We start from the raw sequence: 15,023 nt of genomic DNA on the forward strand, positions 1-15,023 counted from the left end.
GGCCGCCCGCAGCCTAATTAACGAATCCAGGGTGCACGTGCTTCTGTGAGAGCATTCTGGAACTTTTGCCAGAATGTCCCGCCGTTGATTCTCATCAACGGACTTGAGAATCTCGCGGATGAAATACCTTGCGCCTATGTTGTAGGACGCGGACAAATCACAGTTGTAGCGCTTTCCACCAGCATACTCGTCTATGGGCGGTTCCTTGGGAGCTGCGTTGGCGTTCTTCTTGATGGGAAGCTTGCACATGCTGCGGAAAGTACACAAGCTGTAGTTGTCCTTGTCCCTGCGCACTGGCCCGGAGCCATCATACGCCAGCTTCGACGTATTCCACGCGCAGACACGGGCTATACGCATACCATTGCGGTGTGCCCTGGACGTGACCATTTCCTGTACGTACCGGGCTCTCCACAAATGCAGTCTCTGTCGATATCTTTTTCCATGAAAATCAAGGAATTCCATGACAATCGCGTCCGCGGAATATTGCAAGGCGACTTCTATGACAAACCTTGCGGTCTTTATTGAAATTGCCTTGTTGATACCCTTGGGGCCAGCCCAGAGATTGGGCATTCTTCTGGCACCATGACGTTGCGCGTTGCGTATTTTGCCCAGACCATGCTCCAGAGAGTCTTCCTCGCTCGGCAGTTGGAGAAAATGTCTACCGATGATAGTGCCATCCGAGAGCATGGCTGAACAAACGCACGCGCTGTTGATGCCAAGATCAACAGAGACAATTGTTTGCTGATAAATTGTTTTTTTGGGCTTGAGCTCAACCTCCTCGGTAAAGGGAAAGGCAAGGGACCAGACTTTTCTGCTCTGACGGCAGAGAGTCGGGACGTGTTCTGTACGATGGCAGCAGTAACGCTCGAGGTAGTCTACGTCAGACTTGCGAAGCCTGACTTCCATCCAGTCCCAGGTATTGCGGATAAACACCTTGATGCGGGCACTGTACAGGCCGTTGCTCTTGTCACGCACAAACATGTTCTTGTGATACAGGGGAGGAAAGACACGTCCGGCCCGGGGAAGCCCGGGAGGATTGCCATGCCTGTTCTTTGTCCATGTCTCGAGGTGTGCCATGTATGACGAGACCTGACCGTAGGCGTGACGAATGGCTGCGCGTCGCAGATAGCTTGGAAACTTGTAAAATTTCTCTGAAAAATCATAAGGCGTATCCGGCCTGTTCTTTGTCCGAATACACAGCTGTTCCATTGCCTTGATCTGCTTCTGTTCCGGCATCTCCTTCACAAAAACGCTGTCCCAGCGTTTCAGGACGAGCGCAATGAAAAAATCGACAGCCGCGCGATACAAGTCGAGCGTATCGATACATGCCTGACGATTTTCTGATTGCTCTCGGCAATCCGTACCTTGTAGCTGGAGACAATCTGCATTGTGCCGTCCTCCCGGCTGATGCGCAGAGTTGGTGGAAGAAGCTGTTTGAGACATAACAAATACTTCTCTCTTTGGCAATCTCGAAATAGCTTATTAACCCTCAAATAGAAGATGGGTTTTGTTTGTTTTGCGTATACAACATGTTATACGAGCTATCACAGACAACCTGCCTGCTAACCCCATTCTTATACGAGTGGGGAATGCGCAGGCAGAATTGGTTCAAAAAAAGGACTGCCAGTTTTTTTGTTGCCTTGGGGCTATTGGGGATTGGCCTTCAGCACTCGCGCCCCTGCCGGATCGCCCTTTTTCGTGCGCTTGCCACTAGGGGCTTGATCCTGTAAAAAGAGTGCATTCCATTACTTGTCAACTACTTCCCGGGTATGCCCCGGGGGACACATTTTTTTCAAGGAGTTTTGACACGATGCGAGCAGCCTCATTGCTCTTTCCCGGACAGGGCGCCCAGGTTCCGGGCATGGGTCGCGACGTGGCGGATGCCAGTTCCGAAGCCATGGACATGTGGAAGAAGGCCGAAGCCATAAGCGGACTGCCCCTGCGCGAGATCTACTGGGAAGGCGACGAGGCGGCCATGAGCGACACAAGGGCCCTGCAGCCTGCCCTGACCGTGGTGAACCTGACCCTCTGGCAGGCCCTTTCCCGCAGCGTGCGTCCCCTGGCCTGTGCCGGTCACAGCCTTGGCGAATACAGCGCCCTTGCCGTGGCCCGCGTGCTCGATGTGGAGACCTGCCTGAAACTCGTCTCCCTGCGAGGCCGCCTCATGGCCGAGAGCGATCCGGACGGCCTAGGCGCCATGGCAGCCATCGTGAAACTGCCCCTGGAAAAGGTGCAGGAGATAGTGGAAAAGGCCAAGGCCGAGAGCGGAGAAGTTCTGCTTGTCGCAAACTACAATACCCCCGGCCAGTACGTCATAAGCGGCACAAAGGACGCAGTGGCGCTCGCCTCCTCCATGGCCAAGGAAGTGAAGGGCAGGGCCCTGCCCCTGGCCGTGAGCGGCGCCTTCCACAGCCCCCTCATGCAAAAGGCCGCAGACGAGCTTGCCAGCCACATGAAGAAGGTGGTCTGGGCGCGTCCCATCTGCCCTGTCTACAGTAACGTGACAGCCGGTCCCCTTGAGGACGGCGAGAGCATCCGCGAAGCCATGCTTGTGCAGATGACCTCGCCCGTGCGCTGGATCGAGATCATGCAGTCCGAGGCAGCCCACGGCCTGCACGACTTCATCGAAGTCGGTCCCAAGGCGATTTTAAGCAAGATGGTCGCCCGCTGCCTCGAGGGCGTGGAAACGGCAGGCCCTGTCACCACGGCCGTTGTCAGCAAGCTTGAAGAGGCCACAGCCTAAAAAGGCTTTCCCAAAAAAAGTTCAACCCAAAGAAAATACCTATCGTCGCAGGAGAGACACGCAATGCAAGCATACAGCACAGTCCATTCCCTTGTGGGAGAATTTCTGCTCAAGAAGGGCCTTGCCTGGCCCGAAAAGGCAGTCATCGAACCCGCCAGGGATCCGAAGCACGGGGATCTGGCCACCAATGTGGCCATGCTCCTGGCAAAGCCCCTGGGCATGCCCCCGAGGGAGGTGGCAGCGGAGCTTGCGGACTTTGTGCGATCCTCCTGCGAGGATATCGTGAAGGTGGAGATTGCAGGCCCGGGCTTTTGCAACATCACCTTTGCCCCCTCCTTCTGGCAGAAGGTTGTCTGCGACGTGGAACAGGCAGGCGCAAAGTACGGCAACACGCAGACAGGCGAGGGCAAAAAGACCCTTGTGGAATACGTGTCCGCCAACCCCACAGGGCCCCTGCACGTGGGCCACGGCCGCGGCGCTGCCTGCGGCGACAGCCTGGCACGCCTCCTTCGCAGGGCAGGCTACGATGTGACTACCGAGTACTACATCAACGACGCAGGCCGTCAGATGCGCCTTCTTGGCCTTTCCGTGTGGTACCGTTTGCGCAACATGGTGGGCCGCCCCATGGAAGAGCCCACGGACTGGTACAAGGGCGAGTACATCAAGGACATAGCCCAGGAAATGCTTCTGCAGGATCCCGATCTTGCCAGGGCAAGCGACAAGGAGGGCGAGGAGCGCTGTTACGAGTATGCCAAGGACGTTATCCTTGAGGGCATACGCGCGGACCTTGCCCATTTCCGCGTCGAGCATCAGGTGTGGTTCTCGGAAAAGAGCCTCTTTGACGAGGGAAAGGTGGACGCTGCCTTCAAGGCCCTGGACAAGGCAGGCTACCTCTACGAGAAGGACGGGGCTTTGTGGTTTGCCACAACCAGGTTCGGGGACGACAAGGATCGCGTCCTGCGCAAGAAGGACGGTACCCTCACCTACTTTGCCTCGGACATAGCCTACCACCACGACAAGTTTGCCAGGGGCTATGACTTTCTTGTGGACGTGTGGGGCGCAGACCACCACGGCTACATCCCCCGCATGCGCGCTGCCATTGCCGCCATGGGCCGCGAACAGTCCCAGTTCGAGGTGGTGCTCATCCAGCTCGTGAACCTGCTCATCAAGGGCCAGCCCGTCAGCATGTCCACCCGCGCAGGCACCTTCGAGACTTTGGCGGATGTGGTGAAGGAAGTGGGTGTCGACGCTGCCCGCTTCATGTTCCTCTCGCGCAAGATGGACACAGCCGTGGACTTCGATCTCGATGCCGTGAAGGAACGCAGCATGGACAACCCTGTCTACTACGTTCAGTACGCCCACGCACGCATCTGCGCCATCATGCGCAGGGCAGCCGAGCAGGGCATAGGCATTCCCCAGCTGAGCAGCGAGGAGGCTCTGGCACCCCTGGACAAGCCCGAGGACATGGCGCTTTTGCGCAAGATGGAAGTCTTCCCGGACATGATTGCCCAGGCAGCCAAGAACCTTTCCGTGCACCAGGTGAGCCACTACCTTTCGGAGCTGGCCCAGCTTTTGCACAGCTACTACAACAAGTACAGCATCCTTTCCGCAGACGACGAGAAGACCGCAAGGGCGCGCCTGGCGCTTTTGCGGGCCGTAGCCCAGGTTTTGGCCAACGGCCTGGATCTTCTGGGCGTGAGCGCTCCGGAACGCATGTAGAACCATTCCCAGGGAGGAGAAGATGGCGCTCGAGATGCAATCTTCCGTGCAAAGAACAAGGACCAGGGACGGCGCAAGCCGCATCAACTTCTCCCTGTCTGCCGGTGCCCTGACCCTGGTGGGCCTTGCCATAGTGCTGGTTCTTGGCTGGTGCTTCTACATGGGCTTCATGATCGGCAGAGGCCAGAACCCAGAGGAACATTTGCAAAAGATAGCCGCCATCTGGCAGGGGAACAACGCTGCAGCCACAGCAGGGCAGGGCGTCCAGGCTGCCGGTACAGTGCCTGTGCAGGCCCCTGGCGAGGTGCAGACACCAGGGCAGATGCCCGCAGCTGCCCAGATGCCCGGCCAGACGCCAGCCCAGGCAGCAGGAAAGCCTGTCGTGCCTGGACAGCCCGTGTTTCGGACTTCCTCCGCAACCGCTGCCCCTCAGGCAACGGCCCAGGCCACCCAGCCTCAGGGGGCCAGGGCGGAAAAGGCAACTGCCAAGGGGCCTGCCACCTACACCTATACCTACCGCATGGCTACCGTGCGTTCGCAGCAGGACGCGAGGAGCGAGCAGGAGCGCTACGAGGCCAAGGGCTTTCGTGTGAGCATTCGCAAGAGCGGAAACTCTTGGGCCTTGCAGCACACCTTCAAGGGCACGGACGAGGACGCAGCGCAGTTCTTGCGTGACGTCAAGAGTGCCGGCCTTGGCGAGCCCATGCGCATCTCCCGCAGGAAGAACTAGGGGCAGATATGACACGCTTTTTCGCAAGCCTTGGCGAGCCTTTTGAGCGCGCCCTGTGCTTCATGGGATCGCTTGCCATCTTCCTTGGCAGCGGCTTTGTCCAGATCTTCACCTCTCCGCGCATCTTTGTGCGTTCGTTTCGCCAGATACACGTCATAGGCTTTCAGTCCCTCTTCCTCATCGTGCTCATCTCGCTTTTCTGCGGCATGGTGCTTGGCCTGCAGGGCTACTACACCCTCATAAAGTTCGGCTCCGTGGGCTTTCTTGGCTCAGTGGTCTCGCTCTCGCTCATACGCGAGCTTGGGCCAGTGCTCACGGCCATCATGCTGACAGGCAGGGCAGGATCGAGCATGACAGCGGAAATTGGCGTCATGCGCATAAGCGATCAGATTGACGCCTTGGACGTCATGGACATCAATTCCGTGTCCTATCTGGTCTCGCCGCGCCTTGTGGCCTCCATTATCTCCTTCCCGCTTCTGACTGCGGTCTTTGACGTGGTGGGCATAATCGGCGGCTATCTCACGGGTGTTGCCCTGCTCGACATGAACCAGGGCGCCTATTTCTACCGCATCTCCTCCTCGGTCACCATGACCGACATAGGCTGCGGCTTTCTGAAGGCCCTGGTTTTCGGCATTCTGGTCACGGCTGTCTGCTGCCATCAGGGCTATTTTGCGAACACTCGCAAGGACAGTGTGGGCCCGGAGGCCGTGGGCAACGCCACAACCTCTGCCGTTGTCATAGCCTGCGTGCTCATTCTGGCTACGGACTACGTGCTCACCTCTCTCTTCCTCTAGGGGCTTATCCATGGCGACACGCTGGGACATTGACATACGCGGGCTCAAGGCAGGGTACGGGGATCACGTTGTCCTCGAAAACGTGACTGGCGTCCTTCCCGCAGGCAGCATTTCTGTCATCCTGGGAGGCTCCGGCTGCGGCAAATCCACCCTGCTTCGCCAGATCATAGGCCTCTCCCGCCCCATGGCAGGCGAGCTTCTCATAGGCGGGGAAGACATACTGCGCCTGCCTGCTGCACAGTTTCGCAAACTGCGCCGCAACATGGGCGTTCTCTTCCAGGACGGGGCCCTTCTTGGCGCCCTCACCCTGGCACAGAACGTGGTCCTGCCCCTGTCCGAGCATCTGCATCTGACAAAGGCAGAGCTTCGCGACGAGGCCATGCGCGTTTTGCAGCTTGTGGGCCTTGAGGACTTTGCGGACTACTACCCCAACGAGCTTTCCGGCGGCATGCGCAAGAGGGCAGGCCTTGCCCGTGCCATCGTGGCCGATCCGCGCATCCTTTTGTGCGACGAGCCCACCTCCGGCCTTGACCCCATCACTGCAGCGCGCATGGACGAGCTGCTTCTTTCCATGAACGAACGCTTCCCGGACATGGCCATTGTGGTGGTGAGCCACGATCTGGCAAGCCTCTGGGCCATAGCCGATCAGGTCATGGTGATACGGGACGGCACATCCATTTTCTGCGGAAAGCCGGACGATTTGAAGCAAAGCACAGACGCTTACCTTGTGCAGTTTCTCGAGCGCAGGGCGAGCGCCCCGGATGAGGTGGAAGCCCCGCAACAGCAGGCCGGCCGCGGCATGGCTGCCAGGGTGCGCACCATCCTTGGCAAATGGCTTGCCCGCTAACCCCTTGCGCGCCATGCGCGCGAGGCATATTCTGAAAATCCCTTTGCTTCCTTTTGAAGCAGGGCAAATAGACACAACACACAAATGGGCCCTAGAGGCCAATTGTACGGGATACCCATATGGATTCGAAACGCTCCGCCGCAGTCGGCGTCTTTGTGCTCGTAGGGCTTCTTTGCGTGGCCTACATGACCATCAAGCTGGGCAAGATGGAAGTCTTTTCCGACGAGGGCTTCGAGCTCAAGGCAAGCTTCACCAATGTCTCGGGCCTGCGCGTGGGAGCGGACATTGAAATGGCAGGTGTTCCCGTGGGCAAGGTTGCGGCCATCGAGCTTGTGCGCAGCGAGACACAGACCACTGCCATGGTCACCCTGCGCTTCGAAAGGGATCTGCAGCTTCCGGACGACACCATTGCCTCAGTGCGCACAGCAGGCCTCATAGGCGACAAGTTCATCGATGTGGCGCCCGGAGGATCCATGGATATCCTGGAGGCCGGGGACACCATTGTGGACACGGAGCCTGCACTTGATCTCGGCTCGCTCATTGGCAAGTACGCCTTCGGAGGCGTGAAGTAGGGAAAGGGGGGCCAAAGCAGTGGCACAAGAACTCCCTCGCCGCCTGGCTCGCATACAGCGCGCAGCGTTTTGCGCCCTGTTCCTTTTGCTCGTGCTCTTATTTGGGGGCAGGGGCGAGGCTTTTGCCGCGTCTGTGACTGCGAACGTGCCGGATCCCTCTCTGGCCCGCCAGATGCTCGAGACCTCCACGGATCGCATACTCTCGCTTCTGAAAAACCCAAATTATGTGAATCCCGCGACCCGCGCGCCCCTGCGCAGGCAGATCGAGGACGAGGTCTACCACATCTTCGATTTTCGGGAATTTTCCGCCCGCACCCTGGGGCAGCACTGGAGAAGCTTTACTGAGGCCGAGAGGGCAGACTTTACCCAGGCCTTTGCGTGCCTTCTCTTTTCCACCTATCTGAATCACATAGACGGCTACAATGGTGAAAGTGTCCGCTTTGTTTCCGAGCGCGTCTCCTCTACGCACAGGCGCGTGGAAATAGCCACGGAAATCACCATGTCCGACGGGAAGATCCTCCCCATATCCTATCGCATGATGTTCAAGGAAGAAGCCGCAGGCGCAGTCTGGGTGGTCTACGACGTCTTCGTGGAAGGCATAAGCCTTGTCAACAACTACCGCACCCAGTTCCAGGAAATTCTCATGAAGTCTTCGCCAGCGCAGCTCATAGAATCCGTGCGCGCCAGGGCGTCGGAGGCAGGTTTCTAATGGAAAAGCAACACACTGTTTTGGGCAAGGTCCTTTTCCTGGTCCTGCTTTTCGCCCTGAGTCTTGGTGCAGGCCTGACAGCCCAGGCAGCCGAGAACGAGGGTGCCGTGACCGCACGGCCCATTGTCGCCAATCCTCCCAAATCCAATGCCGCTCCTTCGAGCGTTTACGGACAGACCTCGTCCAAGAGCCTTCCCATGGACGGCATCGTGGTCAAGGAAAACAAGTCCCTGGACATGCAGATCGAGGACGAGCTGGACGACTACGACGATGAGCCAGTGCAGAGCATAGCAGACCCCCTGGAGGGCTGGAACCGCTTCTGGTTCGGCTTCAACGACATCTTCTACGTCTACGTGGCAAAGCCTGCCTACACGGCCTGGGAGACCATCACTCCCCATCAGGTGCGCGAGGGCCTTAGCAACTTCTGGCACAACCTGCTCTTCCCCATGCGCTTTGTGAACAATCTTCTGCAGTTCCGTTTCATGGAGGCAGGAGTCGAGTTCGCGCGCTTCATTGCCAACTCAACAGCCGGCATGGGCGGCTTTATCGACGTTGCCAAATACAAGAAGCCCGTGGTGCCGGTTCACCCCGAGGGCGAGGACTTCGGGCAGACCCTGGGGCGCTGGGGCATACCGCACGGCTGCTACCTTGTCTGGCCCTTCATTGGCCCAAGCTCCGTGCGCGAGACCTTCGGCTGGGCAGGCGACTACTTTGCCTATCCCGGCTTTGCCGTGGGCTACGCCTGGAAGGCTCCCTGGTACGTCATTTCCGGCATAGAAGTGGGCTTCTTCTTCAACGATCTCGACGACGTTTTGCCCACCTACATGTCCATCCGCGATGCTGCCGTGGATCCCTACATCATGATGCGCGAGGCCTGGGTGCGCTATCGCGCCATACAGGTGGCCCGCTAGTGGCAGGCCTTATGCTTGAAAATCTGGGCGTCTTGTTTCGCGACGACGAGATGAGACGCCTTTTTGCCGTGCGCGACATAAGCCTTACCCTGCCAGAGGCAAGCATCACCTGCCTTGTGGGCGAATCCGGCTGCGGCAAGAGCCTCACGGCCAGGGCCTGCATGGGCCTTGCGCCAAGGAAAAGCGAGCTTCTTGGCCGTGTCCTCTGGAATGACAAAAACCTTCTTGAGCTTTCCGAGCGGGAGTGGCAGAAGCTTCGCGGAAACCGCATGGCCATGATCTTTCAGGAGCCCATGACGGCTCTGAACCCTGTCCTCAAGGTGGGCGTGCAGGCTGCGGAGCCTTTGCGCTACCACAAGGGCCTTGGCAAGGCAGAGGCAAGGGAAAAGGTGACAGAGCTCTTTTCCCAGGTGGGGATTCCCTCGCCCGAGGAGCGCTACGAGCTCTACCCCCACGAGCTTTCCGGGGGCATGCGCCAGCGCGTGATGATAGCCATGGCCCTTTCCTGCGAGCCCGAGATCCTGCTTGCCGACGAGCCCACCACCGCGCTTGACGCGACCATACAGGGGCAGATACTCGCCATCCTGGAAGAACAGTGTTCGCGCCGCGGCATGGCTGTTCTTCTCATTACCCACGATTTGGGTGTGGTGGCAAGGACTGCGGAAAGGGTGGGCGTCATGTACGCAGGCCACCTTGTGGAATGGGGAAGCGTGGCCGAGGTTTTGCAAAACCCTGCGCACCCGTATACGCGTGGTCTTATGGCCTGTGATCCGGCAAGAGTGGAAGCAGGAACAAGGCTGCCTGTGATTGCGGGCACAGTGCCGCCCCTGGGCGCCATGCCGGCAGGCTGTCCCTTCCATCCTCGCTGCCCACAGGCAACAGATATCTGCAAAAGAGAGGCTCCTTGCCAGAAGAGCTCTGGCGAACACAGGGTGTGGTGCCACTTGGCATAAGCCTTCTTGTGTGATGCCCAGTATTTGCAAAAGCCCCGTGCCACGGATAGTGGCGCGGGGCTTTATACAAGCAGGACTGTTTCCTGTTCTGTATATCACAGCAAGACTTTACTCTGTGTTCTGTCCTTCCTCGTACGCCAATTGCATGTACCTGTCCGATTGGGCAATAGCTGCGTCCAGTAAGGCAATGTCGCCTATTTCTTCAATGGATTCTCCCTGCAGAACTGCTGAGCCATTCCCGGATTTGTGAATTCCGAAATACATGGCTAGTTTCAATTCCTTTTGCATTTGCAGTATCATGAGTTCTTTCAGGAAGAAGAGACTGTGTGTGGCAATGACTATCTGCATACAGGAACTTGCCAGAACAAGGATTTTGGCAAGCCTTTTTTGCAGGAGGGGGTTCAGTCCTGCCTCGGGAGTATCCATGAACAGGACAGTATCCTTGCGGATTTCGCCATTCATGAGGAGATAGGCAAGCATGCCCAGTTTGCGTTCTCCGATGGATGCAAGGTGCGCTTCAAGTTCTCCTCTGCTCTTTGAGACGAAAAAGAAGCGGTTTTCCCTTTTCACGATTTTTGCGCCAAGGATGGCTTCAATCTCCCTGATGATCCCGAATATCTCCTGGAGAAGCTTTCCCTTCAGGGGAGCGTTGTTCAGGGCCATTGTCAGGGAAAGATACGTCGCATCAAAGGCAAGCTCCCTTTTCTCGATAGCACCCTGAAAGCCTGCAAAGACAGAAAGGATTTCTCCAGGGGGAAGAAAAAGCACGGATGAGGGCAGGGGAGGATAGTTTGCCCTGTCTATATGCACTCTTTCGGAGCTTCTGCCCGAGAAGTAAAGGCTGATGGCTCCGTCTTCACTCCAGGTTACCTCAATCCCGGCTCTTGTGTCCCCTTGCGTTCTTGAGACCAGCCTTCCCAGACTTTCAGCCCCGAAGACACCGACAAGTTCTTGCGCAATTGCCCGTTCTGCCACGGTTTTTGCGGGTCTCCTGTTTCCAGGGGATCCAAGGCTGTTCAGCAGGGAATAGCCCAGCTTCAGAAGATGGCTTTTTCCGGCCCCGTTCTCGCCAATGAGGACATTGAGGCCAGGAGAAAACTCAAGCCGGGCGTTGGGAAATACCGTGAAGTTTTGCAAGTGTAGCGTCTTGAGCATGGACTACTCCCGAAGATTTGCGGCATTTGCCCTGGCGAAGGGGAGGGAGAAGAGAGTGGTATCTGCGAATACCACTCTCGTGTCAGTCAGCCTTCTACGCGCTTAAGCGCAGAAAGACCATGCCGCCAATAAGCAGAACCATGCCAGCGTAGGCAGCGGGCTTCAGCTTTTGCCCGAAGATGAGCCAGCCGCTTAAGGATGTGCCGAGTATGCCTATGGCTCCCCAGGAGGCGTAGGCAATGGTGAGCGGCAGGGTGCGGACAGCCAAAGAGAGGCAGAAGAAGGCAAGGCCCACAAGCAGCAGGGCTATGACGCCCCAAAGGCGCTTTTTAAAACCGCAGCTTTTGGCGAGCATGACGTTGGCGGCTATGTCGAGCGCCGCGGCAAGGGCCACGAGAAGAAGGGCAAGAGTCATTATTTTGCACCTCCTTCGGCTGTCTTGTAGTCTTCCGATGCTTTGGAGGACGTCGTTTGGGTTTCTTCCTCATCCCCGTGGCTTGTCCCCTTGTGAACCAGAAGGGCGCCTGCCAAAACGCAGACAAGGCCAAGGAAGCGGGAAAGGGAGAGCTCTTCGGAGAGGATGAACACGCCGGAGAGGGTGACAAGTACAAGGCCCAGGCCCTCCCAGAAGGCAAAGGCCACCCCAACGGGAAGGCCTGTGGTGGCGCGTGCCAGGCTGAAGTAGGAGAGGGCTATGCCAAGCCACATGATGCCAAGGCCCAGGATTTCTGCATGGGCAAAGGTCCAGCGGTGGGAGAGTGTCATGATGGTGGTTGCGGCAACTTCCAGCACTATGGCTGTCACAAGCCACAGCCAGTGGGCAAGGGTTGTTTTTTGCAGAGACATTTCCTTTTCCTTGCGCAACGCGCAAAAGCCCCCGGGACCTTGGGTCCGGGGTGAGTGTGCAAAGGGCCATGGGGATAGAGTCCCCAGGGCGCGCGAGTGTTGTACAAGGGGAAATGACTAGAGATGCGCGCGCCAGTAGCGCTCGCACAGGCTCAGCGCACGAGCCGAGCGGGAGGAGGGAAGAGGAAGGAGTGGGAAAAGCATGATGGATTGTCTGGATATTTGGGAAGTCTGTAGGCTTGCCCTAGCGTCCGCTCAGCCTGTCCGATGACATGCGGGGTTTGGCATTTTTGCGCGGATGCGTGAACCTTGGCGCAGGCTGGGCCTTTGCCCTGTTTTGTTGCACCCTTTGTTCTGCAGCCCGCGCCTCGCTCATTTTGGCCCTGTATTCCCCGGGGCGCACGGCTGGCGTGTGTACCCCGCGGGTCTGGTTGCGCGTGCTGGCAGGTTTTTGCATGAGTTCGCAAAGAAGTCTGTCTGCGATGTCGGAGCCCTGGGCTCCTTGCGCAGGGAAGGGCAAAAGCAGTGCCGCAAGAAGGATGCCTGCCGCAATGCGGGCTCTCTGTCTGGAATGAGACATGGCTTTGGCTCCCGGGACAAATGATTGATGCAGTATAGCCGAGCCTTGCCATGGCGGGCAAGCCCCCGTGCGAGGCGAAAAAGACTGCGTTCGGGTCAGAGGAGAAACAGTGGGGCAGCTCTCACGGCCTCAGTGCTTTCCTCCTTCAGATCCCTGGTAATGGAACAGAAGAAGTCGGAGCCCCAAAGAGTAATGCCATACAACGCGCAGGCAAGAGGAGGAGGGGTGTCTTGTGGTACGGCTGCCTGTTTTGCCGCCTCGTAGTCCAGCGACTGGAGCCTCCTTGTGAGTGCTTTCTGCAGCGTTTGCAGGGTGAGTTCCCGAGCCAGAGGATGGTTTGCAAGGGCAAGCCGTTCCCGCAAATAGGGCATGTTCACTGGCACCTTGTGCGAATGCAGGGGGAGGTAATGGATAAGCGCCCTGCCGATGCACTTGTGCTGCGAGGAGGCGAGAAGCTCGTACATGGTGTCCGCCAGTAGTGTTGGCAGATCGCACATCCGGACAAAACATGGGCAGGGGCGGGCATTGTGCCCGGTGACAAAACAAGCGTGGCTTCCGGGAGAGGGCCGTATGTTCACAACAATGCGCAGGGGCGAGTTCAGGACATGCCCGTCAGCCTGGAAATGAAAAATGATGCTGCGCGGGTCGGACGCATCCCAATCCGGCACCTCTGTTGTGGCTGTGAGGCCAAAGGCACGTATCCAGGTGGAGCATTCCTTGTGATACGGAACAGGGTCCACAGCCTCGCAGCTTCCTTCGCACAGGCAGAGGTCCAGCTCATCGGGAATTTTGAGGAGTTCGTGAAAAAAGTACATGGCGCTCTCTCCGTACAGGGCCCCAATCTGGAAGAATCCGGCCTTTGAGAGAGCGCACATGAGGATTTTCAGCAGGAGCGCCCGAACTGCATGATCCCTTCCCCACGGCTTGTGGCTGGACAGCCAGCTATCGACCAGGGCTTGAAACAGCGGTTTCATGCCCTTTTCCTCCTTTTCAGATATCGTTTGAGAAGATCAAGGTTTCTCGCGTGATAGAGGGGAGCTAGTTCGCACAGTGTCGTGGAATTCAGGGCCAGAAAGTCTTCCTCCTCGACGCGCATGTCCTCGAACAGCATGTATTCCAGGTCTTTCTGATTTTTCATCGGCTTGAGCGTGTAGAGCTGATCACAAAGGGCTTTTTCGGCAGAAGCAAGAAGAAAGGGTGCATCATACTCGTCGCAGACCATGACCTCCCAGGGAAAGGCCTGCGCCGGGACGTCACGGAAGAAGAAAAAGCCTATGGATGTCTGGATAATTTTTTCTTTCCTCTTGCAGAAAGTTGCGGATGTACACGAGCGGACGGCCTCCGGAATGAGATCATAGTGGGAAAGCGCGTACTCGAAGGAGAGATAGGAAGGACTGCAAATTTGGCCAGCTACGTGCGGCCCGAGTACGGAGCTCTTGTCGGAGTAGAGTCCACGCATGATGCGGACAATCTGGCCGTTGCGCACCATGCGCTCAATGCGATGATGCGGATCCGCAAACCTTTTGAGTTCCTGCAGGAGCATCTGCGTGTTTTTGAGCACTTTGCGTCCCTCTGTTTCCATGGCGGATTTTCACAAGTAATTGTGGAAAAAACTCCAGTTACTGGAGCGAATATGATCTTTTTAGCCGGTTTGCCCCTGTTTTGTAAATTCTCTGGCCAGAATCAGGTTTCCGTCTCTGCCATCAGCAAAAAAATCTCCGCCTGAAAGCGGGGCAGAGTGGCATCCTTGAGAACGTTGTTGAGAAGATATAGGCAGGCAGTCTTGGCTTTCCCAGGTGATACGTCTCCTGCGGTGGCGCATGCAATTTGCCAAAATGCGCTGTTAAGCCATTTCATCTTTTTCGGATACGTTGGAGCAGATTGACTGATCTTTGTCACATCCGCCAATTTCCCTTGAAACATTTGCTCCACGCTCTTCAATCATTTTGCCTATTGATTCGACATCATATTCTATCTTTGCACGTTCTTCTGGTAATACATAGGTGTCATCATAATAAAAATCATCAAAATCTGTGCTGGACATGGCATGTATTCCTCGCATGAATTCCTTGGGAGTTTTTGCTGCCTGCTCTGTTTTTTTGATTTGTTCTTCTTTTGCAGGTTATAAAGTAAAACATCTTTGTTATTGGTGTCAATGGACAGCAATGGTTGGAAAGAGGATATTCACAGGCTGGAAGCCAAGTCCTCTACCTCAAAAAAATCCCCGCCCTGGTTACAGGGCGGGGAGATGATATCACTGAAATGGATGGTTACTTGGCTTCCGCGGGAGCTTCAGCCTTGGGTGCCTCGGCCTTCGCAGGCTCAGCCTTGGGCTCTTCAGTCTTCGCAGCCTCAGCCTTGGGCTCTTCGGCCTTCGCAGGTTCAGCCTTGGGAGCCTCGGCCTTGGGCTCTTCGGCCTTCGCAGGTTCAGCCTTGGGAGCCTCGGCCTTGGGCTCTTCGGCCT

General features: G+C 57.1%; 18 protein-coding genes. 9 read left to right on the plus strand and 9 right to left on the minus strand.

Features of this window, described 5'->3' with window-relative positions; genetic code table 11:
• On the minus strand, window positions 1–981 hold a 981-nt coding region (locus B5F76_RS13520), incomplete at its 3' end, for a hypothetical protein (RefSeq protein WP_204218423.1).
• Between the two features lie 829 nt (window positions 982–1,810).
• Here B5F76_RS13520 and fabD point away from each other — a divergent pair.
• From fabD to B5F76_RS13565, 9 genes are all read left to right on the plus strand, one after another.
• Window positions 1,811–2,743 (plus strand): ACP S-malonyltransferase, encoded by a 933-nt coding sequence (fabD, locus tag B5F76_RS13525; protein WP_087355471.1) that lies wholly within the window; start codon window positions 1,811–1,813, stop codon window positions 2,741–2,743.
• Between the two features lie 63 nt (window positions 2,744–2,806).
• A complete protein-coding gene (gene argS / locus B5F76_RS13530) occupies window positions 2,807–4,462 on the plus strand; it encodes an arginine--tRNA ligase (RefSeq protein ID WP_087355474.1) in 1,656 nt (551 codons plus the stop codon).
• Between the two features lie 22 nt (window positions 4,463–4,484).
• A complete protein-coding gene (locus B5F76_RS13535; RefSeq protein WP_087355477.1) occupies window positions 4,485–5,192 on the plus strand; it encodes an SPOR domain-containing protein in 708 nt (235 codons plus the stop codon).
• Between the two features lie 8 nt (window positions 5,193–5,200).
• Window positions 5,201–5,986, plus strand: a complete 786-nt coding sequence (locus B5F76_RS13540) for an MlaE family ABC transporter permease (RefSeq protein ID WP_087355479.1) — start codon at window positions 5,201–5,203, stop codon at window positions 5,984–5,986.
• A gap of 10 nt (window positions 5,987–5,996) precedes the next feature.
• A complete protein-coding gene (locus B5F76_RS13545) occupies window positions 5,997–6,833 on the plus strand; it encodes an ABC transporter ATP-binding protein (RefSeq protein WP_087355481.1) in 837 nt (278 codons plus the stop codon).
• Between the two features lie 119 nt (window positions 6,834–6,952).
• Window positions 6,953–7,405 (plus strand): outer membrane lipid asymmetry maintenance protein MlaD, encoded by a 453-nt coding sequence (mlaD, locus tag B5F76_RS13550; protein WP_087355483.1) that lies wholly within the window; start codon window positions 6,953–6,955, stop codon window positions 7,403–7,405.
• A gap of 19 nt (window positions 7,406–7,424) precedes the next feature.
• Window positions 7,425–8,114, plus strand: coding sequence for a Tgt2/MlaC family protein (locus B5F76_RS13555; RefSeq protein WP_239407073.1), 690 nt, complete (start codon window positions 7,425–7,427; stop codon window positions 8,112–8,114).
• Window positions 8,114–9,025 (plus strand): MlaA family lipoprotein, encoded by a 912-nt coding sequence (locus B5F76_RS13560; RefSeq protein WP_087355486.1) that lies wholly within the window; start codon window positions 8,114–8,116, stop codon window positions 9,023–9,025. Before B5F76_RS13555 ends, B5F76_RS13560 begins: the two co-directional genes overlap by 1 nt.
• Window positions 9,026–9,036: 11 nt before the next feature.
• Window positions 9,037–9,978 carry an ABC transporter ATP-binding protein gene (locus B5F76_RS13565; RefSeq protein ID WP_087355508.1) on the plus strand — a complete coding sequence of 314 codons (942 nt, stop codon included), beginning with the start codon at window positions 9,037–9,039 and terminating at the stop codon, window positions 9,976–9,978.
• Window positions 9,979–10,086: 108 nt separating this feature from the next.
• Here the strand turns inward: B5F76_RS13565 and B5F76_RS13570 are convergent, their stop codons facing one another.
• From B5F76_RS13570 to B5F76_RS13605, 8 genes are all read right to left on the minus strand, one after another.
• Window positions 10,087–11,133: an AAA family ATPase gene (locus tag B5F76_RS13570; protein ID WP_087355490.1), complete on the minus strand. Its 1,047-nt coding sequence runs from the start codon at window positions 11,131–11,133 to the stop codon at window positions 10,087–10,089.
• Window positions 11,134–11,227: 94 nt separating this feature from the next.
• Window positions 11,228–11,548 carry a DMT family transporter gene (locus tag B5F76_RS13575; RefSeq protein ID WP_087355491.1) on the minus strand — a complete coding sequence of 107 codons (321 nt, stop codon included), beginning with the start codon at window positions 11,546–11,548 and terminating at the stop codon, window positions 11,228–11,230.
• The gene (locus tag B5F76_RS13580; protein ID WP_087355493.1) at window positions 11,548–11,979 is read right to left on the minus strand and encodes a DMT family transporter; all 432 of its coding nucleotides are present in this window, start codon (window positions 11,977–11,979) and stop codon (window positions 11,548–11,550) included. The genes B5F76_RS13575 and B5F76_RS13580 overlap by 1 nt, the downstream gene beginning before the upstream one ends.
• A gap of 244 nt (window positions 11,980–12,223) precedes the next feature.
• A complete protein-coding gene (locus B5F76_RS13585) occupies window positions 12,224–12,559 on the minus strand; it encodes a hypothetical protein (RefSeq protein ID WP_087355496.1) in 336 nt (111 codons plus the stop codon).
• A 95-nt stretch (window positions 12,560–12,654) separates the two neighbouring features.
• Window positions 12,655–13,533, minus strand: coding sequence for a hypothetical protein (locus B5F76_RS13590; protein WP_087355498.1), 879 nt, complete (start codon window positions 13,531–13,533; stop codon window positions 12,655–12,657).
• The gene (locus B5F76_RS13595; RefSeq protein ID WP_087355500.1) at window positions 13,530–14,141 is read right to left on the minus strand and encodes a type IV toxin-antitoxin system AbiEi family antitoxin domain-containing protein; all 612 of its coding nucleotides are present in this window, start codon (window positions 14,139–14,141) and stop codon (window positions 13,530–13,532) included. The genes B5F76_RS13590 and B5F76_RS13595 overlap by 4 nt, the downstream gene beginning before the upstream one ends.
• Before the next feature lie 261 nt (window positions 14,142–14,402).
• Window positions 14,403–14,603: a hypothetical protein gene (locus tag B5F76_RS14615; RefSeq protein WP_144268496.1), complete on the minus strand. Its 201-nt coding sequence runs from the start codon at window positions 14,601–14,603 to the stop codon at window positions 14,403–14,405.
• A gap of 226 nt (window positions 14,604–14,829) precedes the next feature.
• A partial coding sequence (locus tag B5F76_RS13605) for a hypothetical protein (protein ID WP_204218424.1) occupies window positions 14,830–15,023 on the minus strand: 194 nt, incomplete at its 5' end.

It is taken from the genome of Desulfovibrio sp. An276 (assembly GCF_002159665.1).
Taxonomy (GTDB): domain Bacteria; phylum Desulfobacterota; class Desulfovibrionia; order Desulfovibrionales; family Desulfovibrionaceae; genus Desulfovibrio; species Desulfovibrio faecigallinarum.